This is a genomic window from Wenyingzhuangia gracilariae, assembly GCF_056387575.1.
Genome location: NZ_CM150748.1, coordinates 2,674,607 through 2,699,739, shown reverse-complemented (window position 1 = coordinate 2,699,739; position 25,133 = coordinate 2,674,607). Strand labels below are relative to the sequence as shown.

At 32.3% G+C, this 25,133-nt stretch carries 21 protein-coding genes; 10 read left to right on the top strand and 11 right to left on the bottom strand.

Going from position 1 to position 25,133, the window contains the following annotated elements; genetic code table 11:
* Positions 1 to 9: 9 nt before the first annotated feature.
* From ACY2IJ_RS11680 to ACY2IJ_RS11650, 7 genes are all read left to right on the top strand, one after another.
* Positions 10 to 1,038, top strand: coding sequence for a rod shape-determining protein (locus ACY2IJ_RS11680; protein WP_167188757.1), 1,029 nt, complete (start codon positions 10 to 12; stop codon positions 1,036 to 1,038).
* Between the two features lie 4 nt (positions 1,039 to 1,042).
* Positions 1,043 to 1,864 carry a rod shape-determining protein MreC gene (mreC, locus tag ACY2IJ_RS11675; RefSeq protein WP_476724545.1) on the top strand — a complete coding sequence of 274 codons (822 nt, stop codon included), beginning with the start codon at positions 1,043 to 1,045 and terminating at the stop codon, positions 1,862 to 1,864.
* The gene (locus ACY2IJ_RS11670) at positions 1,857 to 2,369 is read left to right on the top strand and encodes a hypothetical protein (protein WP_476724544.1); all 513 of its coding nucleotides are present in this window, start codon (positions 1,857 to 1,859) and stop codon (positions 2,367 to 2,369) included. Before mreC ends, ACY2IJ_RS11670 begins: the two co-directional genes overlap by 8 nt.
* Positions 2,366 to 4,252: a penicillin-binding protein 2 gene (mrdA, locus tag ACY2IJ_RS11665; protein ID WP_476724543.1), complete on the top strand. Its 1,887-nt coding sequence runs from the start codon at positions 2,366 to 2,368 to the stop codon at positions 4,250 to 4,252. Before ACY2IJ_RS11670 ends, mrdA begins: the two co-directional genes overlap by 4 nt.
* Positions 4,233 to 5,510, top strand: a complete 1,278-nt coding sequence (gene rodA / locus ACY2IJ_RS11660) for a rod shape-determining protein RodA (protein WP_476724542.1) — start codon at positions 4,233 to 4,235, stop codon at positions 5,508 to 5,510. The genes mrdA and rodA overlap by 20 nt, the downstream gene beginning before the upstream one ends.
* A gap of 65 nt (positions 5,511 to 5,575) precedes the next feature.
* Positions 5,576 to 6,409 carry an orotidine-5'-phosphate decarboxylase gene (gene pyrF, locus ACY2IJ_RS11655; RefSeq protein WP_476724541.1) on the top strand — a complete coding sequence of 278 codons (834 nt, stop codon included), beginning with the start codon at positions 5,576 to 5,578 and terminating at the stop codon, positions 6,407 to 6,409.
* Positions 6,409 to 7,218, top strand: coding sequence for an ABC transporter substrate-binding protein (locus ACY2IJ_RS11650; RefSeq protein WP_476724540.1), 810 nt, complete (start codon positions 6,409 to 6,411; stop codon positions 7,216 to 7,218). The genes pyrF and ACY2IJ_RS11650 overlap by 1 nt, the downstream gene beginning before the upstream one ends.
* An 89-nt stretch (positions 7,219 to 7,307) precedes the next feature.
* On the opposite strand, the gene ACY2IJ_RS11645 is transcribed toward ACY2IJ_RS11650, so the two are convergent.
* Positions 7,308 to 8,135: a hypothetical protein gene (locus tag ACY2IJ_RS11645; RefSeq protein WP_476724539.1), complete on the bottom strand. Its 828-nt coding sequence runs from the start codon at positions 8,133 to 8,135 to the stop codon at positions 7,308 to 7,310.
* A 272-nt stretch (positions 8,136 to 8,407) separates the two neighbouring features.
* Here ACY2IJ_RS11645 and ACY2IJ_RS11640 point away from each other — a divergent pair, with 272 nt between their 5' ends.
* Complete coding sequence (locus ACY2IJ_RS11640) at positions 8,408 to 8,917, top strand: transposase (protein WP_476724099.1); 510 nt, start codon at positions 8,408 to 8,410, stop codon at positions 8,915 to 8,917.
* A complete protein-coding gene (locus ACY2IJ_RS11635; protein WP_476726541.1) occupies positions 8,914 to 9,750 on the top strand; it encodes an IS3 family transposase in 837 nt (278 codons plus the stop codon). The genes ACY2IJ_RS11640 and ACY2IJ_RS11635 overlap by 4 nt, the downstream gene beginning before the upstream one ends.
* Before the next feature lie 86 nt (positions 9,751 to 9,836).
* On the opposite strand, the gene ACY2IJ_RS11630 is transcribed toward ACY2IJ_RS11635, so the two are convergent.
* From ACY2IJ_RS11630 to ACY2IJ_RS11585, 10 genes are all read right to left on the bottom strand, one after another.
* Complete coding sequence (locus ACY2IJ_RS11630) at positions 9,837 to 11,390, bottom strand: alpha-L-fucosidase (protein ID WP_476724538.1); 1,554 nt, start codon at positions 11,388 to 11,390, stop codon at positions 9,837 to 9,839.
* 4 nt (positions 11,391 to 11,394) lie between these two features.
* Entirely contained in the window at positions 11,395 to 13,920 is a 2,526-nt protein-coding gene (locus ACY2IJ_RS11625) for a glycoside hydrolase family 2 protein (RefSeq protein ID WP_476724537.1), read from the bottom strand.
* Positions 13,921 to 14,135: 215 nt separating this feature from the next.
* Positions 14,136 to 15,371: a glycoside hydrolase family 117 protein gene (locus ACY2IJ_RS11620; RefSeq protein WP_476724536.1), complete on the bottom strand. Its 1,236-nt coding sequence runs from the start codon at positions 15,369 to 15,371 to the stop codon at positions 14,136 to 14,138.
* A gap of 19 nt (positions 15,372 to 15,390) precedes the next feature.
* The gene (locus ACY2IJ_RS11615) at positions 15,391 to 16,407 is read right to left on the bottom strand and encodes an L-rhamnose/proton symporter RhaT (RefSeq protein WP_476724535.1); all 1,017 of its coding nucleotides are present in this window, start codon (positions 16,405 to 16,407) and stop codon (positions 15,391 to 15,393) included.
* Positions 16,408 to 16,490: 83 nt separating this feature from the next.
* A complete protein-coding gene (locus ACY2IJ_RS11610; protein ID WP_476724534.1) occupies positions 16,491 to 17,537 on the bottom strand; it encodes an aldose epimerase family protein in 1,047 nt (348 codons plus the stop codon).
* Between the two features lie 17 nt (positions 17,538 to 17,554).
* Complete coding sequence (locus ACY2IJ_RS11605; RefSeq protein WP_476724533.1) at positions 17,555 to 18,649, bottom strand: mandelate racemase/muconate lactonizing enzyme family protein; 1,095 nt, start codon at positions 18,647 to 18,649, stop codon at positions 17,555 to 17,557.
* 86 nt (positions 18,650 to 18,735) lie between these two features.
* Positions 18,736 to 20,190, bottom strand: coding sequence for an aldehyde dehydrogenase (gene aldA / locus ACY2IJ_RS11600; protein WP_476724532.1), 1,455 nt, complete (start codon positions 20,188 to 20,190; stop codon positions 18,736 to 18,738).
* Positions 20,191 to 20,220: 30 nt separating this feature from the next.
* A complete protein-coding gene (locus ACY2IJ_RS11595) occupies positions 20,221 to 20,985 on the bottom strand; it encodes an SDR family NAD(P)-dependent oxidoreductase (protein ID WP_476726560.1) in 765 nt (254 codons plus the stop codon).
* A 19-nt stretch (positions 20,986 to 21,004) separates the two neighbouring features.
* Positions 21,005 to 22,021 (bottom strand): zinc-dependent alcohol dehydrogenase, encoded by a 1,017-nt coding sequence (locus tag ACY2IJ_RS11590; protein WP_476724531.1) that lies wholly within the window; start codon positions 22,019 to 22,021, stop codon positions 21,005 to 21,007.
* Positions 22,022 to 22,264: 243 nt separating this feature from the next.
* Positions 22,265 to 23,053 carry an IclR family transcriptional regulator gene (locus ACY2IJ_RS11585; RefSeq protein WP_476724530.1) on the bottom strand — a complete coding sequence of 263 codons (789 nt, stop codon included), beginning with the start codon at positions 23,051 to 23,053 and terminating at the stop codon, positions 22,265 to 22,267.
* Between the two features lie 429 nt (positions 23,054 to 23,482).
* On the opposite strand from ACY2IJ_RS11585, the gene ACY2IJ_RS11580 reads away from it, so the two are divergent.
* Positions 23,483 to 25,078, top strand: a complete 1,596-nt coding sequence (locus tag ACY2IJ_RS11580; protein WP_476724529.1) for a hypothetical protein — start codon at positions 23,483 to 23,485, stop codon at positions 25,076 to 25,078.
* The last annotated feature ends 55 nt before the right edge of the window (positions 25,079 to 25,133 follow it).

Here is a 25,133-nt window from a genome sequence, read left to right as displayed (position 1 = left end):
ACAACAAACATGGGATTTTTTGACTTTTGGACCGAAGACATTGCTATAGATTTAGGTACAGCCAATACACTTATCATTCACGAAGGTAAAGTTGTGATTGACTCTCCGTCTATTGTAGCAAGAGACAGGACCACAGGAAAAATTATCGCTACCGGAAGAGATGCTAGTTTAATGCAAGGTAAAACGCATGAAAACATAAAAACCATCCGTCCTTTAAAAGATGGAGTAATTGCAGATTTTCAGGCATCAGAAGAAATGATTAAAGAGTTTGTTAAAAGTATTCCTTCAATTAAAAAGAAAGTTTTTGCCCCTTCATTAAGAATGGTTATTTGTATTCCTTCTGGAATTACAGAAGTAGAAAAAAGAGCCGTTAGAGACTCTGCCGTTCATATGAATGCAAAAGAAATATACCTTATCTACGAACCAATGGCTGCGGCCATTGGTGTAGGTATTGATATTATGGAACCAAGAGGTAACATGATTATTGATATAGGTGGTGGTACTACAGAAATTGCGGTAATTGCCCTTGCAGGTATTGTATGCGACAAATCTGTAAAAGTAGCTGGTGATTTATTTACTAGTGATATTATGTATTACATGCGTACACAACACAACTTACACGTTGGAGAATCTACTGCCGAAAAAATTAAAATTCAAATAGGTGCTGCTACCGAAGATTTAGAAACTCCTCCTGACGATATGTTGGTACAAGGACGTGACTTGCTAAGCGGTAAACCTAAACAAGTACAAGTATCTTACAGAGAAATTGCCAAAGCCTTAGACAAATCTATTCTTAGAATAGAAGATGCTGTAATGGAGTGTTTATCATCTACTCCTCCAGAATTAGCTGCCGATATTTACAACACAGGTATTTATTTAGCCGGTGGTGGATCTATGCTAAGAGGTTTAGACAAGCGTTTGTCTAGAAAAACAGATTTGCCTGTATACATTGCAGAAGATCCATTAAGAGCGGTTGTTAGAGGAACAGGAATTGCTTTAAAAGAATTAGAAAAATACAAATCGGTTCTATTAAGTTAAGCACATGCAGTTTATTTTATATTTAATTCAAAAACACAGAAACTTTCTCTTGTTTTTTGTTTTAGAATTGATTGCATTGTTTTTTACTATACAGTTTCACTCCTATCAAAAAAGTAAATTCATCAATTCTGCAAACGGAATCACAGGTGGACTGTACAATAGCGTTACTTCTTTTAGAAGTTATTTGCATCTAAAAGATGAAAACACCATGCTAGCCAAAGAAAATAGTGAACTAAAAAACAAACTATTAAAAAAAGCGATTGTTCCTATTAGTTTTAAAGACAGTATCAATCTTAGATTTCAACAAAAGTTTGAATATGCTTCTGCTAAAATCATTAATAATGATTTTCATAAAAACAATAACTTTTTAACACTTAACAGAGGTAAAAAAGACAGTATTACTCCGTATATGGCTGTGGTAAACAGCAAAGGGATTATTGGTATTACCTCTAACACTTCTAAAAATTACGCTAGTGCTATTTCTGTGCTAAACACCCATTTTAAAGTCAATGCTCGTTTAAAAAAATCAGATTTTTTTGGAACTTTAACTTGGAATGGAAAGTCTTATAAAGAAGTACAATTGATAGATATTCCTAGACAGGCTCCTATAAAAATAGGAGATACGATTGTTACAGGAGGACGTTCTGCTATTTTTCCTGAAGGTATTTTAATAGGTAGTGTATCTGAAATAGAATACCAAAACAACAGGTACGAAAAAATAAATGTATCCCTTTTTAACGATGTTAGAAACGTTACCAATGTTTACATTATTAAAAATTTGCATAAGCAAGAAATTGAACAGCTAGAAAACAGTAATAATGAGTAGTAATAACATTAAAATACTAATTCATTTCTTACTATTAATTCCATTACAGGTATTAATAGCAAACCAAATGCGTTTGTTCGGATATATAAACCCACAAATAGGATTGTTATTTTTACTGTGGTATCCGCTAAAAAAAGACATTTCTGGTTTTTTAGTAAATAGCTTTCTACTAGGGCTTATTATAGATATGTTTAGCAACTCTGGCGGAGTAAATGCTGCAGCTTATTTATTAATAGCATATACCCGTTTGCCTATTTTAAAATTTATTTTTAATGATAAAGATTTAAACTTAAAACTGTTTAAATACAGCAACTACGGTACTTTGCCCAAAATTGCATTTATTTTCTGTTTGGCTTTTATTCATCAGTTTACAATCTATTCTTTAGAATATTTTAATGTTTCTTACATACTAAGCATCTTACAGAAAACGTTTACCAATAGTTTATTTACTACCTTTGTAGTCATTATTTTCTTATCTATTTTTACCACAACCAAAAAACAATGAAAAAAAGAAGCTTGTTATTTCCCTTATTAATTATTGCTACGGGAATTATCTTTATTACAAGACTTTTTTTTCTTCAAATCATACAACACGATAGTACAGATATATCACTAAATAGTTCTACTATTAAAAGAATCTACACTTATCCGGAACGAGGTTTTGTGTTTGATAGAAATGGTAAATTAATGGTTGCCAATGAGCAAACTTATGATGTAAAAGTAATTCCTAATGAAGTAGTTCCTTTTGATACTTTAGAGTTTTGTAAACTTTTAAAAATAGATAAAAACTATTTAGAACATAAACTTTCCAGAGCAAAAAATTATTCTCCTTGGTTGCCATCGGTCTTTTTAAGTCAATTGTCTAAAGAAGATTATGCTTATTTGCAAGAAAAAATATACAAATACAAAGGTTTTAGTATTCAACGTAAATCATTAAGAAGTTATCCGCATAAATCATCTTCTAATATTTTAGGCTACATTAACGAAGTAAACGAATATCTTGCTCAAAAAAATCCTTATTACGAACAAGGAGAATTGGTCGGTACACAAGGTATTGAAAAAGAATACGAACATTTATTAAGGGGTACCAAAGGAGTAGAATACAAATTACGTAACCGGTTAAACAAAGTAATTGGTCCTTATAAAGACGGAATTTTTGATACCGTATCTAAACCTGGAGAAGATTTAACTTTAAGTATAGACTTAGATTTGCAACAGTACGGAGAATTACTAATGAAAAACAAACGTGGTGGTATTGTAGCTATTGAACCTAGTACTGGAGAAATACTTGCTTTGGTTACCGCTCCCAACTACGACCCAAACTTAATGGTCGGAAGAAAAAAATCTAAAAACTCTGTTATTCTTTTTAACGATAGTATAAACAAACCTATGATAGACAGAGGTCTTCAAGCTGCCTATGCTCCTGGATCACCTTTTAAATTAATTCAAGGACTTATTGGTTTGCAAGAAAAAGTAATTACTCCAGAAACTGGATTCTATTGTCATCATGGTTATAAATACGCGAGTGGTAAACACAATTTTATGGGCTGCCACTGTAACATTGTGGGTAGACCTATAGATTTACGACTAGGAATTGCAAAATCTTGCAACAGTTATTTTGCCAATGTATACAAACGTTTGATAGAAAAGTACCCTACACCACAACAAAGTGTAACCAAATGGGCAGAACATTTACACAGTTTTGGCTTGGGTAATTATTTAGGGTATGATTTGCCATCCGGTAGAAAAGGAAATATTCCTACAGCAGATTATTACGATAGAATCTATCCTAGAAAAACCTGGAAATTCCCTACCATTATTTCTAATGCCATTGGACAAGGAGAAATTATAACAACCCCTATTCAATTGGCAAATATGATTGCTGCTATTGCCAATAGAGGTTATTTTTACACTCCTCATATTTTAAAAAAAATTAACAATCAAAACATAGAAATAAAAAAATTTACCACCAAAAGACAAACCACCATTGATCAAAATAACTTTGCCCCTGTTATTGAAGGAATGCACGATGTTTACAAAACAGGAACTGCCAAGCACGTAAAAGTTAACGGAATTGACATTTGCGGAAAAACAGGAACTGTACAAAATTACATTCGTAAAAACGGTGTAAAATACGAACTAGAAGATCACTCTATTTTTGTGGCTTTTGCTCCCAAAGACAATCCTAAAATTGCATTGGCTATTTTTGTAGAAAATGGAGGATATGGTTCTATGATTGCTGCACCTATTGCTAGTTTAATGATTGAAAAATACCTTTTAGGAACTCATCAATTAAAATGGTGGGAAGATAAAATTATAAACACTTCTTTAGAAAAAGAATACAACAAACAAATATCCATACAGTCACTTGAAGTCGCAAAGAAATAATATAAAATTAGAAATAGATTGGCTCTTAATTTTTTTATACCTAGCTCTAGTTGGTTTTGGTTGGATGAATATTTATTCTGCATCTAGTTCCGAAACCCACAATGAGTTTTTTGATTTTGGTGCTCGTTACGGAAAACAAATTCTTTGGATAGGATTGGGAATTTTAATGTCCATTTTTTTATTGTTTATAGAAAGTTCTTTTTACGAAAAATTTGCTGCATATATCTATCTAGCCTCTATGCTTTTGCTAGCAGGTTTATTTGTCGTAGGTAAAAACATTAATGGAGCCACCTCTTGGTATGCTATTGGTAGCTTTAGTATTCAACCTACAGAATTTGCCAAAACAGGAACTGTATTAGCCCTGGCAAGATTACTTAACGACCGTCAGTTTAGCTTTAAACCTTTAAAAAACAGACTCAAAACATTTGTTATTATTTGTATTCCTGCAATACTAATTACCCTACAACCCGACCCTGGTTCTGCTTTGGTATACCTTTCTTTTATCTTACTTTTTTACAGAGAAGGACTACATCCAAACATTTTAATTGTTGGTATTTCTGCAGTCGTACTATTTTTAGCTACATTGGTTTTTGGTTATGTATATATAATTATAGGAATTCTATTATTGTCTATTATTACTCTTTGGTTTGTTGCAAAAGGTCGTAAAAAACTTCTTCGTTTTGAATGGCCTAAAATTCTAGGAATCATATCTGTAATTTTAGGATATGTATACAGCGTATATTATGTATTTAATTATGTTTTTAAACAAAGACACAGAGATCGATTTAACATTCTATTAGGCTTAAGTGATGATACTAGCGATATAGGTTACAACACCTACCAATCTATTAAAACAATTTCTTCTGGAGGCTTTTGGGGTAAAGGATTTTTACAAGGAGATAGAACCCAAGGTAAATTTGTACCCGAACAAGACACCGATTATATATTTAGTACCATTGGAGAAGAATGGGGTTTTTGGGGATCTATGTTGGTGGTTTTATGCTTTATGTTTTTTATTCTTAGAATTGTTTTTTTAGCCGAAAAGCAGAAATCAACCTTTAGCAGAGTATATGGTTACGGAGTTGCTTGTATCTTTTTTTTCCATGTGTTAATTAACATTGCTATGGTTATTGGTTTATTTCCTACCATTGGTATTCCACTACCTTTTTTTAGTTATGGAGGTTCCTCTTTATGGGGATTTACCATGTTGCTTTTTATTTTTATAAAACTAGATGCTTCTAAAAATTACGAACTCTAATTAGAGTGATTATTTACTAGGATATCCGTATTTTTGCAGAGTTATTAAATGCAAAAAACAAACGGATGACATTAGCAGAATTGGTTTCAGAAATTAAAAGAAAAAAATCTTTTTTATGTGTAGGTTTAGATGTGGATTTAAACAAAATACCACCACACTTGCTAGAAACCGAAGATCCTATTTTTGAGTTTAACAAACAAATTATTGATGCGACACATCATGTAGCGGTATCTTACAAGCCTAACACTGCTTTTTACGAAGCTTACGGAATTAAAGGATGGCAATCTTTAGACAAAACCATTCGTTACATTAACCAAAATTATCCTGAAATTTTTACCATTGCCGATGCCAAACGTGGAGATATTGGAAATACATCTACCATGTATGCCAAAGCTTTTTTTGAAGATTTAAATTTTGATTCTGTAACCGTTGCTCCATACATGGGTAGCGATTCTGTAGAGCCTTTTTTAGCCTTTAAAAATAAGTTTACCATTATGTTGGCACTAACTTCTAACAAAGGTGGATTAGACTTTCAGGGAAAAGAGTTGGTAAACAAACAACCCTTATACAAAGAAGTGTTAAAAACAGCTTTAACTTGGAACAATTCAGAAAACTTAATGTTTGTTGTAGGTGCAACAAAAGCAGAATATTTTAAAGGAATTAGAGAAATTGCTCCTAATAGTTTTTTATTGGTTCCTGGTGTGGGTGCTCAAGGTGGTAGTTTAGAAGGTGTTTGTGAACACGGAATTAATAAAGACAATATTGGTTTGTTAATTAACTCTTCTAGAGGAATTATTTACGCAAGTAACGGAACTAATTTTGCCAAAGCAGCTAAGTTAGAGGCAGAAAAACTACAGCAACAAATGGCTATTATACTAGCTAAAAACAACATTGCATAATGACTTTTACTGATGATTTAGGAAACGAAATGAGCTTTGAGAAAAAGCCAAAAAAAATAATTTCGTTAGTGCCTTCTATTACCGAAACTTTGTACGATTTAAATGTTGAAGAGTTTATTATTGGTGTAACTAAATTTTGTGTGCATCCTGTACATTTTAAACACACCAAAGCAATAGTTGGAGGTACCAAAACCATCAAGCTAGAAAAAATAAAAGAGCTGCAACCAGATATTGTTTTTTGTAACAAAGAAGAAAACACTCCAGAAATTGTAGCTCAATTACAAGAATTTACCCAAGTATACGTTACCAAAATTAGCAATATAGAAGATTCTAAACGTATGATTTCTAATTTAGGAATCCTGTTAAATAGAAGAACCGAAGCCGATTTATTAAATAGAAAAATTGAACTAAAACTAGAAGATTTCTCAAGTTTTATTGCTGATTTTAATGTAAAAAAAGTAGCTTATTTTATTTGGTACAACCCATGGATGGTAGCTGCCAACAATACTTACATTAATACTTTATTACAACTTAATAAGTTTGATAATATTTATGCAAACTTAGAACAATATCCTGAAATAAACCCTAAAAGAATAAGACACGATGGAGATCCTGAAATTTTATTCTTTTCCTCAGAACCTTTTCCTTTTAAAGACAAACACGCTTTTGAAATTAGTGAATACACCAATAGATCTAGTGCTGTATTTGTAGACGGAGAAATGTTTAGTTGGTTTGGATCTAGGCTTTTAAAAGCTTTTGATTATTTTAAAGTTGTAAGAAATAGAATTAACGAAGGCTCTTCATTTTAATCTTTCATAAAAGAAACACAAAAACCCAAACAACTCTATAGAATTGTTTGGGTTTTTAGCTTTTGCAAAAGGCACTCTTTTACATTTCTTTATTTCTGAAAATCTTCTTTTTGCAAGTTGTTATTAAACTTTATATCTGTCCAATTTACCAAAATCCAAGGGTCGTTGCTTACTGTTCCATTCCAGTCAGATGGTTTGTATTTACGTGTAGTAGGAATTAACAAATCTTCTATTTTTTCATAGCTTAATAACATGATAAAAGGCTCTGTTTTCCCAAAATCTACAACCGTAAACAAAAACTGATCTACCAACTTTGTTTCTTTATTTATGTATAGTTGATAAATATCTTTAGGCTTGTTGTCTGCAGATTCAAAAGTAACTTTTACAACATTGTATAATTTTCCATTTACCGTTTCTTCTTTTAAAAACTCATAAATCAATCCTGGATCAAGTAATTTTTGCATCATGGTAAACCAGTAAAAATTGGTAGGTCTGTTAAACTTTACTCTTTTTAAAGCAGCCTCATCATCTATTAATGTTCCTTTACTTTTTAACCAAAACTCGTTACCATCATACCCTTGTTCCAAAAGCCCTTCTAAATTTGACAATGTGCGTTCGTGTTTTTTATATGCTCCATAAGACAATTCTCCATCAAACAAATATTTTTCAGTAGACACATCTTTTTTTCCATCTGGAGTTTGATAAGTATACGTATAAACTACATCTTTTTTAGCAGCCAATTTTTGATAATCTCCAACTTTTTGAATCATTTCATACACTAACTCATGTCCTTTATTTTTAAATTCTGGTAGAGTTTCTAGTTTCTCAGCAACTTCTGTTTTATTTTGTTGACTTTTTTCTTTACAAGAAAAAAGGGTTAACACTAAAATTAAACTAAGTACAACATTGGTTTTCATTCTTTATCTTTTTATGATTAAAATTTATTTAAATAATTACATACACAATAGCTAACAAGTAACTACCCTAATTTTGGCCTTAGTCGTTAAAGCATTGTTTTTAATACATCTTTTAAAAAGATCATTTTTAAGTTTCATAACAAACTGTAAAACAAACTTCTATAGTTAAATCTTCCCCTTTAAAAATATCAAAAAAATACTTTGATAAAACAAAAAACCTGTAGAATAATAGAGTGCCCCCAAAATGTTAGACACAATTTGGGGGTATTTTTATGTCTAGAAAAGTAAAATACACATTAGGCTTTAAACAAGAATGTGTGAAGTTAGTTCTTAAAGGAGAACGCTCTATAACTAGTTTGAGTAAAGAGCTAGGTTTTGATAGTTCTCTTCTTTCTCTTTGGTGTAGGCAATATGAACACAAAGGAGTTCAAGGTTTGTTACCAAAGATAAATAAACAATATACATCATCATTTAAACTTGATGTTTTACAACGAATAGAAAAAGAACATCTTTCTTTAGAGCAAGCATGTATTCTATTTGATATTGGAAGTGGTGCTAGTATTATTAATTGGCAAAGAAGATATAAATCCTTAGGTTTGAAAGGTCTTAAAAATCAACCTAAAGGAAGACCTATCGGAATGAAACCCAAGTCTAGAAAAAATAAATCTATACCATTAACTAGAGAAGAAAAACTTTTAAAAGAGAATCAATCTTTAAAAGCAGAACTTGATTTGCTAAAAAAGTTACAAGCCTTAGCTCAAGCCAGAGAGAAAAAGCAATAGTCATAAATGAGTTAAGGCATAAGCATGATTTGTCGGTATTGTTACATCATGCAAAGATGGCTAGAAGTAGTTTTTATTATCATTTACAAAAAAGTAAAGAGCCTGATAAATATGAATCTATAAAAAGGTTTATTACTCAAATCTACCATCAACACAAAGGTAGGTATGGTTATAGAAGAATCACTTTAGTACTAAACAACAGAGGGATTATCATCAATCATAAAACAGTATTAAGACTAATGAAGTCCATGGGGTTAAAATCTTTGATTAGAGTTAAAAAGTATCGTTCTTACAGAGGAAGTCAAGGTAAAATAGCTCCCAATATACTTAAACGGAATTTTAAGGCTTCTAAAACCAATCAAAAATGGGCTACAGATATTACAGAGTTTAAAGTTAAAGGTCAAAAACTTTATTTGTCTCCAATTATTGATTTATGTAGTAGAGAAATCATTAGTTATCAAATTTCTAGGAGTCCTAATTTTAGACAAATAACTCAAATGCTGGGGAAAGCTTTTAAAAAGTATAAAGCAGCAAATGTGTTATTACATTCGGATCAAGGATGGCAATATCAAATGGAAAAATATCAGAATATCTTAAAAAAGAACAAGATGATTCAAAGTATGTCTAGAAAAGGGAATTGTTTAGATAATGCTATTATTGAAAATTTCTTTGGAACTTTAAAATCTGAGCTGTTTTATCTAAAACAATGGAACTCGATTGAGCAATTAGAAAAGGAAATTAATGAATATATTTGCTATTATAATAATGATAGAATATCAGTAGCTTTAAATGGAATGAGCCCGATAAAATATCGAGCTCATATCAATAATTAATTTTTTAACCGTCCAACTTTTTGGGGGCTGTCCATAACATCATTATTCCACAGGATTTTATATAATTGGTAACACTATATAATCCTTTACTTTTTAGGAGTTATTTTAAAAGCAAAAGCATGTTTACCTTTTTTATGTTTAGGCAATTCAATAGTCAATCCTTTTTCGTTTCTATCAAATTGTAGAGAAGTTCCATCTCCTAACATTTCTATGTTTGCAATTTTTTTAGCATACAATCCGTTATCCTTTTTTAAACTCTTAATCGTAAATTCATTCCCTTCAGGCCAATCTAATACAATGGCATACAAAATATCTCCTTTTGTAGTAAAACGGATATCTTCTGCAGTGTTATCAGAATTTTTTTGTTCGCTTAAATGTCCTTCGGTAACTTTTGCTTTTCCTTCTCCATAAATATCAAACGTTCTGGTTCCATAAATAGCTTCTCCGTTTACCTTTAACCAATCTCCCATTTCTAGCAAACGCTCTTTTACAGGTTCAGGAATTTCTCCGTTGGCTTTGGGTGTAATGTTTAACAATACAGCTCCATTTTTACTAACTACATCTACTAAAAAGTCTATTAGTCTGTTGGTAGATTTGTAATTGGGGTTGCTAATATGTGACCATGCTTTCCAATCTATTGAATCGTCCGTTAGCCATGGAAACTCTTTTTTCTCTTTCATTCTAGATCGTTCCAAATCTAACACTGCAGTTCCTTTAGCAAAATCGTAAAACTTATAGGTAGAAACCACTTCCTGATTTTTTTCTGCTGCGTGGTTGTAGTAGTATGATAAAAATTCTTTTCTATGCTCTTCAGAAATTACGTCCATTTTATTATCAAACCAAACCAAGTCTGGATTGTATTTATCAATGATTTCTTTTAACCTATTTAGCCATTCATCATTAAATTTTTGATCTGCAACAGGATAATATCTTTTTACTCCTTGATCTATTTCATGAGGTCTGTATGGATACTGAAAATCTCCCTTTTTAACTTTTGGACCATACAAATCTGCATATTGAGGATCGGCTGCATCTGTTCTTTCATCCCAAGTTGGGTACCAAGCATACAACCATTGTCGGTGATAAGTAGCAATAAATTTCATTCCTCGTTTTCTAATTTCTTTAGAAAGCTCTCCCATAACATCTCGTTTAGGCCCCATGTCTTTGGCATTCCATCGTGTTAAATCACTATCCCACATGGCAAAACCATCAGCATGTTCCGATACGGGTCCTGCAAACTTTGCTCCTGCTTTTTCAAACAAGTCTGCCCACTCAGCTGCATCAAACTTTTCTGCTTTAAACATGGGAATAAAATCTTTATATCCAAACTTATCCAAAGGTCCATATGTTTTTACATGATGCTTATGAAAGCGTAAATGTCTTTCGCTTTTAGCTTCTGGATTTCCCTCTTGCACGTACATCCAGTGCGAGTACCATTCATTTTCATATTCAGGTACAGAATAAGGTCCCCAATGGCAATAAATTCCAAACTTTGCATCTAAAAACCATTCGGGAGTTTGGTGCTTTTTTAAAGATTCCCAGTCTGATTGATATGTTGTTTTTGGAGATTTTTTTTCCTGACTTTGACAAGAAGTCATTAAAACGAACACTCCCAATATTGCAATAGTTAAATTCCTCATAGTCTTATTTATTAAACCCTCTAGTTGTTATTGTATCTGTTTTGCTTTCTAACTCTGCGTTATTATCTCCCGAATATTTATCGTAAAATTTATAATAGTTACCATAAGTATAAGTTCTATTTCTTTTTCTTACCTCTTCTCCCATCTTTTTAAAATCAGCAGAAGCTTTTTTCTGATTTCCTATTAGCAACATGTACTCATTCTCAGAAATTATTGTTCCTTTTTTGTCTTTTAACTCCAAGGTAACATAAAAATATTTTTTTACATTTTTTAGTACGTTCTCTTTTACACTCATTACTTTAAACGCACTATTTTCTTTAATTCCATCAACCTTAAAAGATTGTTTTGTTAGTACATTTCCTTTGTCATCTTTTACAATATAAGTTCCAGTACAATTTTTAAAAGATGTATACAAATCGTTTACAATCCAAACTTCTCCTTTAAAACTTTCAGAGTTCATCCACCTTCTTTTGTTAAATTTTAAGTTGATAAGCACTGGTTGATAAGCTGTTTTTACATAGTTGTAAGAACGTTTTGGTTGGGTATAATTGTCTACAATCCCCCATTTCATATCTGGCCAATATGTAATAAAATGACACAGAGAAATTCCGCTTGTTACAGGTTTTCTTCTTCTAAAATGTTCAATTCCTAATTTAAAAATAATTCCTTGTGCATCTTGAGTAGCATCTACAAACTCTTGTAAAGAACCTGTTCGTTCTTCTCCAAAAGCATCAAAATTTTGGATTCTTAACCTGTCTAAATCTGCCCAGTGGTGTCCCCAACTTACACCTGGTGTCCACAATTCATTTTTGGGAATAAACTTTTTTAAACTAGACACATTGGGCACCGATGTAATTGCATATTCTGGAACAATAGGGAAATCTAAACTACTATACCAATCTTCCATTAGCTGTTTTCCCATACCATAAAAATAACGCAAAGCATGTACTGCTTCTTTAGGCTTGTAACCTGCAGATTGGGCTGTTTCGCAAGTTAATGGAGAATCGGGCACATAAGGCAAATCTGCTTTGGCCTGCAATCTTTTTCCTAAAGTTTCCAAAAAATTTCTAGTAAACATAGCATCTCCAGAACGTAAAAACATTTCCTCTCCACCTTCCATCATAATTAAAGAGGGATGATTTCTTCTTTCTATAATTACATTTTCTCCTTCTTTAAAAATTCTTTCTAATGATGCTTCATCTTTGGGTATATTACCTGTTCCTAGTGGAATAATATCTTGCCAAACTGTAATCCCTGCCTCATCACATAATTGATAAAAAAGCGGAATTTCTGGGGGATGCCATCCAAAAATTCGAATGTTATTCATATTTGCATCTTTGGCTAATTGAATCAACCTTTTGTATTTTTCTTCAGAGGTTCTTCCCACAAAAATATCTGGTGGGCCACCCCAACAAGCAGAACGAATAAATATGGGTTTACCATTAATAACTGTAGTTCTAGGAAAACTTACCTCATCTTTAGAAAAACCAGGATTCCATTTCATGGTAACTTCTCTAATTCCAAAGGTAGTTTCAGAAAAATCTTGGTTGATTTTATTGTCTTTTAAAGAAATTTTGGCAGTGTATAAATTCGGTTTTCCTAAATCCCAAGGCCACCAAAGTTTCGGATTGTTTATTTTTATTTGTTCTTTTAAAACCTGTTTTCCTGGTTGTACTTTTTTAGAAAACTCAAACTTTATCGTTTTACTTTCAAAATTTTTTCCCTTAATGGTACCTACAAACGTTAACTCTTTTGTTTGGGTTGATGTATTTTCTACTTCAATCTCTAAATGTGCATTTGCAGATTGATCTTTATTTATTTTAGGGTTTACATAAACATCTGTAATTCTAGACTTTCCTGTAGTTACCATTCGTATAGGACGATACAAACCAAAAGGGATTAAATCTCTCCAATAATCTCCAAACCAAGGAGTTTTTCTTCCCGCAACCTTGGCATTTACTTGTGGTGGTGGAGCCAATCTTACCATTAAAATATTGGAGCTTTGCAACCATTTTTTTGAGGTTCTTAAAGCTTTATTGATGTCAAACGAAAATGGAGAAAAAGCACCTTCGTGACTTCCCAAATAATGTCCATTTAACCAAACATCACAAGCATAGTCTACTCCATCAAAATCCAAACGAACTAAATTATCTCCAATAGGCTGTGTTACATTAAATTGGTATGAGTACCACCATTCGTACTGCATAACCCATTGTGCTTTTACGCTATTTCTTCCAAAATAAGGATCTTCTATAACACCTGCTTTCCACAAATCTGTGTATACATCACCCGGAACTTTAGCAGGGTTCCATACATGGGTTTCAATGTCTTCTGGTGGCAGTTTGTGCAAGCCTTGTTTAACTCCCTCACCCGGAAGCATCATTTTCATTTTCCACTGATAGCCACTAAAGTCTCTAACCAACTGGCTGTTTTCATTATGAGAATTAATAGTACCTGGTTGGGCATAAATAAAACTCGCTACAAAGAGACAGCAAAACAGCCATAGTTCTTTTTTTAATATATGTTTCATAGAAATAAAATGTGAGTGTAACTACTATTTTTTGTCTTTATAAAGTTTTAAAATCTGACAAATCAAAACAATGATTTTCATCACATAAAAAACACTAATACGACTTAACAACACACAATTTACCAATATACAAGATTTTAAAAACACACAAATCCGACTGGTTTAAAAACAAAAAAGACCACCTAAAGGTGGTCTTTTAAATACATTTTGTATTTCTATTTTTGATCTTTTACCGATACATCTTTTCCTTTTACTACTCCTTTTGCAGTATGTTTGTGCATTCTTTCTGTTCTAAATCCACGAATGTATTGATAATCATATGTTTTGTATTCATGTGTCAATCCCCAACGTAAAATTTCTGTTGGTTCTTTTTCATTATCGGCAGTTCTATTTAAACCAATAGCATGAGGAGCTCCTTTTACTACGGCTTTAATTTCAAAGTTGATTCCATCAGGAGACCATTGTACCGTATTTTTTTCGGGTCCATCTGTGGTAATTAATGAAGCAATACCACCATTGTATTTCCACACACAAATTTCGTGTCCACTGTTAGATATTGGGTTGTATTCAGACTTTACATAAGGCCCTTTAGGATTGTCTGCAATAGCAACTCCGTGACGAATTTGACGACCTCCAAAAGTGATAGCTTCTCCCATTTGTTCTCCTTTGTAATACAAGTAGAATTTACCTTTGTAAGGTAAAATACATGGATCGTGTACTTTATGAGAATCAAAATCTCCTTTTTTAATTACAGCAAATCTATCTTGTTCTTCACCTTTCCAAATTCCGTTGTCTGCTGGGCTTAAAATTGGTTCTTTACTTTTAGTCCAAGGTCCGTTAGGGGAATTAGACCAAGCCAAACCTACTTGGTTTTTAACTCTTACGTTGTACAATCCACCTACCGTTTGGTAACATAAATAATACATTCCATCGTGTTCCATAATTTCTACTGTAAACACAGATCGATCATCATAAGATCCTTTTTCTCCACGAGCTACCGCTAAACCTTCTTCTTTCCATGTAATTCCGTCTTTAGAAGTTGCGTACCAAATATCACATCTATCCCAAGGGAAAACTTTGTCATTCTCAATATCTCCTCCAAATCCATCAGTAGGACCTACAGATTTTGTGTACCAAACGTAATACTTTCCATCATGCATAATCATCGCACTAGGATCTCTACGAACTACACCTTCTTCGTAAGCTAAATCTCCTTTTAAATCGTAAGTTTCGTATTTAAAAAACCAATCGTTCCCTTTTACCAATTCTTCATCCCATAGCAAAGCTCTTTTAGAAGCTGCACTTAATTTATCGGCATTGGTAATTCCTAAAAAGTCTAATTGATCAGCCGTTGGTTTTATTTCTTTATTGCAATCTGCTTTTTCTTCTTGTTTGCAAGAAAATAATCCTATTCCTAATATAAATGGAAGTATGTATTTTATTTTTTTCATTAGTTAATTTGTTTAATGTTTATGCTAAGGTATTAGAGTAGGCAATGATCAGAATTCCGATAATCATGCAAGACAATCCTAAATACAGTGAGTTTTTAGCTTTACCTGATGCTTTAGCCCATTCTTTGGTAATTAAACCACTTACAATTGCTGTTACTACACAAGCTGTATTAAAAATTGCGTAACCTACGCTTCCTCCTAATTCTTTTCCTAGTTTAAAAGCTGCAAATGCAAATATTACAGAAGCTGCAAAGTTAAACACTCCCATAATACTTGTTAATACTATATTTTTTCCTAAATGTGGAGTTTTAAATTTTCCCCATAGTTTTTTAGCAGATAATTGCTGAATGAAGTACACTGCAATAGCTACACCTCCTGCCATATACACAACATACATTACAGCAATAGCGCTTTTCCAAGGAGCATTTCCTTGTGCCTGAGAAGCTTGATCTATAATTTCTGCTCCATAAGAATTTGCAAAACTAAATCCAGTAGCTAACAAACCACCAACAATAGCAATTAAAATTCCGGTTAGCATAGAACCTCCTTTTTTATCTTCAACACTGGTTCCTTTTTCGTCTTTTTGACGAATAATTCCTGCTCTACCATTGGCCATTACACCAATTAATACCACAACCAAACCTCCTAAAATAGTTAAGAAAACATTGGTTGCTGGAATCCCCCCTACAAAAAATGGAATTAAAGAACCTACCAAAATAATAGTTCCTATAAAAATAGAGAACCCTAAAGACAAACCTATATAGTTAATTGCTTTTCCCCACATCATGGCTCCAATTCCCCATAATACACTAGAAACAATCATTCCTATTAAAACATTTGTAGGAATAGCTCCTAAAACATTGGTAAATCCATCAATTAATAAAAAAGCAGCAATGTTTGGTACTACAAAAGTATTAATGGCAAAAAACAAACTCCATGTGTTTTCAAATTCAAATCCTTTTGTAAATTTTTCTGGCAAGGCATATAACCCTAATAATAAACCAGCAAGCACAGCAAATAAAACACCTGTAATCATAAAAATAGTTGTTTAAGTTATTAAATATTGTTGTTTGTTAGTTCTTATTAAGATGTAACTAACTAAACAGTTCTTAGATTTTATTACCAACTAAATTTAAAAGTTGTTGTACTTTTAAACTCTTCACCTGCTTTGGTAATTGACTTTGGTGAATTTTCAATATTTGGTCCATTAGGGTACCTGTGTGTTTCACAGCAAAAACCTTTGTACTTACCAAACTGTTGTCCGTTTTCTCTTTTAATATCGTTAGAAGTATATTTTCCTGTGTAGAATAACATTCCAGGCTCTGTTGTAGATACCTCTAATTTTCTTGAGGTTACATTTGATGAAATTTCTGCTACTTTTTCTAATTGAAAAGCTTCTTTATCAAAAATATAATAGTGTTCAAAACCATCTCCCATGGCTTGGTGCACATGTTTTATAATTTTAGAACTTCTTAAATCATCATCTTCACCATTTAGATTTACCACTTCTCCTGGAGCAGCTCCGGTTGCATCCATTGCTAATTTATTACTTGCTTTAATTTTAACATTGTGTCCTTCTATAGAAGTTGCAAATCCGTTTAAGTTAAAGTAAGTATGGTTGGTTAGTGCTAAAGGTGTATCTTGATCTGGAGTTGCCAAATAATTAATAGATAATTCATTAGCATCATTTAAAGTAAACGAGACAGAAACTTTTACGTTTCCAGGAAACCCTTCTTCTAAATCTTTACTTATTAATGACATTTCTACTCCAGCAAATGTATTTGTATCAATAATTTTTACGTCCCAAACTTTTTTATCAAAACCTACTACTCCACCGTGTAAATTATTTTCTCCGCAGTTAGCTGCCAAAGGATATTCTTGACCGTTTAATGTAAATTTTGAATTTTTAATTTGAGAACAATATCTCCCTACAGTTCCTCCAAAGTAGGGAGCATTGTCTGTATAACTTTTAGAAAAATAGTTTTCAAACTGATCAAAACCACAAGCTATATTTTCAATTTCTCCTTTATCATTGGGTACATTTATAGTTGTTATAGTGGCTCCAAAGTTGGTTATTTTAACCTCTACTCCGTTGTTGTTTTTAATACTATACAGTGCTATGTCTTGACCTTGATAGGTTCCGAATTTTGAACTTGTTGTTTTCATCAATTTTATGTTTTATATTATTTTTCTTCGTATGGTGCTAATTTCTCCCAGTTAAAAATAACTCCTACTCCTGGGTAATCTGGTGCAACTGCTCTATGATTTTCTACTACTAAAGGTCTAGTAGTATATTCATCTATTGGAAAACTATGCACTTCTAACCAACCTGAATTTGGTTGTGCAGATACTAAACTTACGTGTAATTCTTGCATTCCGTGAGAACATGCTGGAATTCCGTGCTTGTCTGCCAATCTTGCTGCTGCTAACCATCCAGTTACTCCACCACAGTTAGATGCATCTGGTTGTACAAAAGATAATTTTGCTTGGTCAAATGCATATTCAAATTCGTGAATAGTATGTAAATTTTCTCCCATTGCTAATGGAAATCCTGTTGCATCTGCAATTTCTCCAAAACCTTTGTAGTTGTCTGGAATAATTGGCTCTTCAAACCAAGTTATATTGTATTGTTTAAAACCTTCAATTGCTTTAATGGCTTTTTCAACGGTCATAGAGTAATTTGCATCTACCATAAATGTTACATCTGGACCTATGTATTCTCTAACTGCTTTGATACGCTCTAAATCTTCTTCTAAGTTTTCACGTCCAATTTTAATTTTTACAGCATTGAATCCCTTTTCTAAATAACCTTTCATGTTATTTAATAGCTTTTCTATAGGGAACATTAAATCAATTCCACCACAGTAAGCTTTACAAGTATTTCCTGCTCCACCAGCCATTTTCCATAAAGGTTGCCCCGCTTTTTTACAACGGATATCCCACAATGCAATGTCTACTGCCGAAATAGCAAAAGAAGCAATTCCTCCACGTCCTACGTAATGAATATGCCACTCTAAAAAGTCATAAATTCCTTCTACATCAGTACCATCTTTACCTACCAACACATTGGCAAAATCATGCTCTACCATTGCTTTAATAGCAAAACCACCTTTACCTCCTGTGTATGTATATCCTGTTCCTTGACTACCATCTTCTAGAGTAATAGTTACTGTAACTAACTCAAAATGATAATGATCACCATGTTTAGCATCTGACATTACCTCTGGCAATGGAACGGTAAACAATTGTGTTTTAATATTTGAAATTTTTGTACTCATAATATTTAATTATAAAAGAGAGCAAAGCCATTGGAACCATAAACCAAAAAAACAGAAACCAATGGCTAATACTCTAAAAAAACTAATTATGCTTTGTGTCTAATATAGAAAGTCTTCTTTTCTAAATATTGTTCAAAACCATATTTACCATCTTCACCTCCTGAACCAGATAATTTATATCCGTTGTGGAATCCTTGGTGTTGTTCACCATGTCCTCTGTTTACATAAATTTCTCCGTATTCTAACTCATCGTTACACTTCATTATTGTATTCATGTCATTGGTAAATACCATGGCAGCCAAACCGTATTCACAGTCATTTGCAAATTCAATAACTTGTTCAAAAGAGCTAAACTTTAATACTGGTAAAATTGGTCCAAACGATTCTTCGTGTACAATGGTCATGTCTTGAGTTACATTGGTCAATACCGTTGGTTCAAACCAAAAACCTTTTTCAAACTCAGCACCTTCTGGTCTTTTACCTCCTGCAGCAATAGTAGCTCCTTCTTTTACAGAAACTTCTACTAAGTGCTCCATATGCTTTAATTCATTTGCATTTACTTTAGGTCCCATATCCGTATCTTCTAACATTGGGTCACCTACTTTTATCTTAGCTACTTTTGCTAAGAATTTTTCCATAAATACATCATAAACATCATCGTGAACATACATACGCTCGTTACATGTACAAACTTGCCCACAATTGTCAAAACGAGAATGTAAAGCTGCATCAACTGCTGCATCAATATCTGCATCAGCAAAAACAATAAAAGGTGCTTTACCTCCTAACTCTAATTGAACATGTGTTAAATTGTCTGCTGCGTTACGTGCAATTTGTTGACCTACTGGTGTAGAACCTGTCATGGTAACCATTTTACAAATAGGGCTTTCTACCAATGCATTCCCCATTGCTCTACCTGGTCCTGTTAAAATATTGATAACTCCTGCTGGAATTCCAACTTTGTTTGCCAAGTTTCCTAACTCTAATGTTGCCAATGGAGTTTCTGATGTAGGCTTGATTACAATCGTATTTCCTGCTACTAAAGCGGGTCCTAATTTACGTCCTGCTAATGCAAACGGGAAATTCCATGCTGTAATAGCAACAACTACTCCTCTTGGTACTTTTTGAATCCAGATTTGTTCGTTTGGATTGTCTGAAGGAATAATATCCCCTTCAATTCTTCTAGCTCCCTCACAAGCGTATCTAATAAAAGATGCTCCAACTGCTACCTCAAAACGAGCAACTTTTAAAAGTTTTCCTTGTTCTTTAACTAATAATTGAGCTAATTCTTCTGTATTCGCCTCAATTTCATCTGCTAATTTGTATAATAAATCCGCACGTTCACGAGCTGGTAATTTTTTCCATTCTTTTTGTGCTTTGTCAGCAGCTTCTAAAGCTTCAATAGCTTCTTCTGCAGTTCCGTTTTGCACTTTTGCAACTACTTCTTCTGTAGATGGACTGATAATATCTATTGTTTCTCCAGAAGTTGAAGTTTTCCACTCACCGTTAATAAATAACTGATATTCTTTTACTTGTGACATGATTTTTCTTTTTTTGGTTAATTAATCGAATTATCTTCCCATCCATCCACCGTCTACTAACATAACGGTTCCGTGCATGTATGATGCAGCTTCTGATGCTAAAAATACTGTTGGTCCTGCAAAATCTGTTGCTTCACCCCATCTTCCTGCTGGAATTCTAGATAATATTGATGTTGATCTTTCTGGGTCGTTTCTTAAAGCTTCTGTATTGTCTGTAGCAATATAACCTGGTGCAATTGCATTTACATTAACTCCTTTACCTGCCCATTCGTTAGCAAAAGCCATTGTTAACTGACCAATAGCTCCTTTACTTGCAGCATATCCTGGTACAGTAATTCCTCCTTGGAAAGTTAGTAATGAAGCGGTGAAAATAATTTTACCAGATCCTCTATTTACCATTTCTTTCCCAATTTCTCTGGTTAAGATAAATTGAGCATTTTGATTTACTTCAATTACTTTATCCCACATTTCATCTGGATGTTCAGCAGCTGGAGTTCTTAAAATAGTTCCTGCATTGTTTACCAAAATATCAATTTGTGGATGATCTTTTTTTACAGCTGCAATAAAAGCGTATAACGATTTTCTATCAGAAAAATCACATTGGTAAGCAGAAAAAGATTTTCCTGTTGCCTCTACCGCTTTTGAAACGGCACTACCGCTTAGCTCTAACGATGCAGAAACTCCAATAATATTTGCTCCTGCCTCAGCTAAACCTACAGCCATTGCCATTCCAATTCCTCTTTTACAACCTGTTACTAAAGCTGTTTTTCCTTCTAAACTAAATGTGTTTAATATACTCATGGTTATTTTATTTTTATAATTGACAATCCATTAAAACTTTTAATCCATCAGGATTTTTATCGATATTTTCGAATACAGTTTGAATGTTAGATAATGGTTGAACATCTGTAATCATTTGCTCAAACGGCAATTCATTTGCAGTAATTAATTGGATTGATTTTTCATAATCTTCTTTTTCGTATACACGAGCTCCAATTAATTTTAATTCTTTCCAGAAGAACTTAAATAAATCTATTTCTTTTTTAACACCGTGTATAGCTACCATTACAATTCTACCACGAATTCCTGCTACTTCACACATAATATCTAAAGCAGGTTGTACACCAGCAACTTCAAAAACCACATCTGCTCTTCTGTTTTCTGTTTTGCTTTTTACGTATTCTACCAAGTCAACTTCTAAAGGGCTTACAGCATCAAAACCTAATTCTTTTGCTTTTGCAATACGAGTAGGATTTACTTCAGAAATAATTACTTGTGCTCCTACTTCTTTAGCTACCATTGCAACTAATAAACCAATAGGTCCACCACCTAAAACAACAGCAGTTTCTCCTTTTACCAATCCGCTTAAACGAACATCGTGAGCTGCTACTGATAAAGGTTCTATTAATGCAGCTAATTTTAAATCTGTTTCTGCTTTTAGTTTATGTAAAATAAAAGTAGGCACATTCCAATATTGTTGCATAGCTCCCTCACTATCAATCCCTACAAATTTTAATTCTTCACAAATGTGATTAAAACCTTTGTCTGATGGTTTTACTTTTCTATCATCTAAAGGACGAACTACAATTTTATCACCAACTGCATACTCTGTTACTCCTTCTCCAACTGCATCAATTACACCAGACATTTCATGCCCAATAGTAACTGGAGTGGTTACCCTCTTGTCCATCATTCCATGATAAATATGTACATCTGTACCACAAACACCTACATACGCTACCTTAATTCTTACCTCACCTGGTTTAGGTTGCTCAATTTCTTTTTCAATTACAGTAAAGGTTTTGTTACCTTCATAAACGGTTGCTCTCATATTGATTTTTTGTTAAGTTCCAAATAAGAAACTTGTTCCTTATTTGGAACAAATATACAATTAATTGTAAAAATTACACTTTTTTACACAAAAAAATACCAAATATGAAATTAGTTTCATATTTGGTATTCAAATTCGTAAATAAAGTCAGTAAAATAAGGTGCTAGAACTTTATATAAAAGTTAAAAAAACAGATAAACAACTATTTATGAGGTTATTATTTTAATGTTTTTTGACAAAAATTTAGCCAACATAACCAAGTTTTAAGGAAATTTCATTGGCATATTTTGCAATTACTTCTCCTTTTTTATCAAAATCTTTAGAAGGCAATCTACCATGGGGTGCTGTAATCCAAATAGCAGCTACGGGAACACCATATTCGTTAAAAATGGGTGCTCCTACACAATTAATCCCCTGAATATCTTCGCCATTATCTACAGCATATCCTATTTTTTTAACTTGTTTTAATTGTTCTTTAAACACATCTTTAGACACTAAGGTATTTTCTGTATAGGCTGTAAATTCTAGTGTATCTACAATTGCATTCATTTCTTTTTCTGGCAAGTGTGCTAATATAGACTTCCCCCCTACAGAACTATGCAAACTAAACTGTGTTCCTTGTTCTACAAACAATTTAACAGGATATGAGGAAGCTACTTGCTCTAAAATAGTCCCTTTGTCTCCTATAATAATCCCAAGCATTACAGATTCTTTTAACTCATCTCTAACTGCTCTCATAATGTCTATAGAAACTTCGGCAATACTTTGCTCATTCATAGCAGACAAGCCTAAGGTTAACATTTTTCTGGAAAGAGTAATTTTTTTAGTGGTTTCGTTTTTCTGAAGGTAATTTTTAAAGATGAGTGTGTTTACTATTCTAAAAGCTGTTGTTTTAGTTATTGATAAACTCTCTATAATTTCTGCCAATGTTAAGCCGCCTTTACAGGTTGCCAACAATTCAATTATCATTAACCCACGCTCTAAATTAGGAACATTGTACACGGGTTTACTCTCTTCTTTTAAAATACTCATCTGGCATAAATTTCATTACTGCTTACAAAAATAGTTATTATTTAAACAAGAAATGAATCTTTTAAATAAATGAAGCTTTTACACACTTAAAGGTAACTTAAAAAACTAGACATTGAGTTAATGAAATCACAACATATATAATTTTAACATGGTCATAAAATCTATTCTTTTACTTTTTTACGAAACATTTGATTTGCATACACCTCAGAAACTGCTTTAAAAAGCTACTAAAAATCTATTTTTATACACAAACCTAACTAGACATTTTATAAACACACAACACATATACCCTCAACAACATCAACTTACTAGAAAAAAAACAGAACATAAAAAAGAAACATCACAACAATAAGCTTAACAAAATAACTTTTGATCGTGAAAATGTTTGTAATTTGGAGTACTCCTATTTCTTATTAAAACCTTTTACTAATGAAATTATTATTTTGTAAAAAACTACTATTCTTTGTACTAATAACTTCTGTTTGTTTTTCTCAAAGAAAAAAAGACAGTATATACATAAAAGCTGATAAGTTAAAATACATTAACCCCAAACTTGCTCTTGAAAATTTTGACAAATCATATCATTCAGCCATAAAAAGACACGATACAATTGCGGCTATTGATGCTCTTATTGCAAAAGGAAAGGTACATAGCCACAATATGAATTATAGTATGTCTTATGATGAATATTGGAATGCTTTATTATTGTCTGAAAAAATAGAATCTAAAATGTTAGTTGGACGAATATACCAAGCCCTTGGCTGGCTGTATAGCTTCTATAACAGAGACGAAAAATCTCTTAACTATTTCAACAAATCTTTAGCTATTGGTAAAGAAGCTGTCAAAAGAAAATACGTTAAGGTAACCTATCTATTCTCTAATTACTTTGCTCTCACAAATTTTTATAGAGTTAGAAAGCAAAATGAATTATTTAAGACATATTTAGATAGTTGCATGCTTACGGCTAACACCAAAAAAACAAGTTATTATTTAGAAGCAGAAATTGGTTACAAATTAACTTTAGAAAAAAAATTCACAAAAGCACTTGACAAACTAAACAGTGCCAAGGCTTACTATGAAAAAGAAGATCCTTCTTATTTGGTAATTATATATAACTTAATTGGAATTACATATAAAGAAAAAGGGGAGTTAGAAAAAGCTAAAAGTTATTTTAAAAAATCTATAGAAACCTCTAACAAATATAACAGTCATACAAATTATAAAATAACTGCCTATGACGAACTTACCAATATATACACCAACGAGAAAAACTACAAAAAAGCTTTTACTTATCTTAAATTATCTAAAGAACAAAACGAAATTATTTTTGGAAGCAAGAGCGAAAACAATCAAGCTTTATTCAACTTAAAAGACACTTATAGAATTGCCAAAGAAGAGCAAGAAAAACTTGAAACCACGCGTAGGATTAAACTTTTAGAGCAAGAAGAATATATTTGGTTTCTTAAACATATTTTACTAACCGTATGTATTATTTTCTTAATACTGTTCATTATTATTTTTATAAGAAGTTTAAAATCAAACCATCAAAAAGAAAAAAAGGCAATTCAAGAAAAACAAAAGCTAGAACTAGATAAGAAAAATGAAATTTTAGAGTTAAAAAACAAAGAACTAACCGCTTCTGCTCTTCAATTAATTGAAAAAGAAGAGTTTCTTAAAAACTTAAAAGATAAACTTGCCAAACAGAAAGACAACATAGACATTAAGGTTATTAACCGTATGGTAAATACTATACAAGGAAACCCTACTAGTAATTGGAAAGAATTTGAAGCTAGATTTACCAGTATTAACCAAAGTTTTTACACCAATTTAAAAGAAAAGTATCCTAAGTTAGGGCAAACAGATCAAAAAATATGTGCCCTTATTAAACTAAACTTTTCTAGTAAAGAAATGTCTTCTTTACTAGGTATTTCAGTTGAAAGCGTACACACATCTAGATACAGACTTAGAAAAAAACTTGGTCTAGAGCGTAATGACAGTTTGAGTGATTTTATAAATTCTATATAACAAAAAAGAACCATTTAAAATGGTTCTTTTTTGTTATATAGCTTTTGGCAAGTAA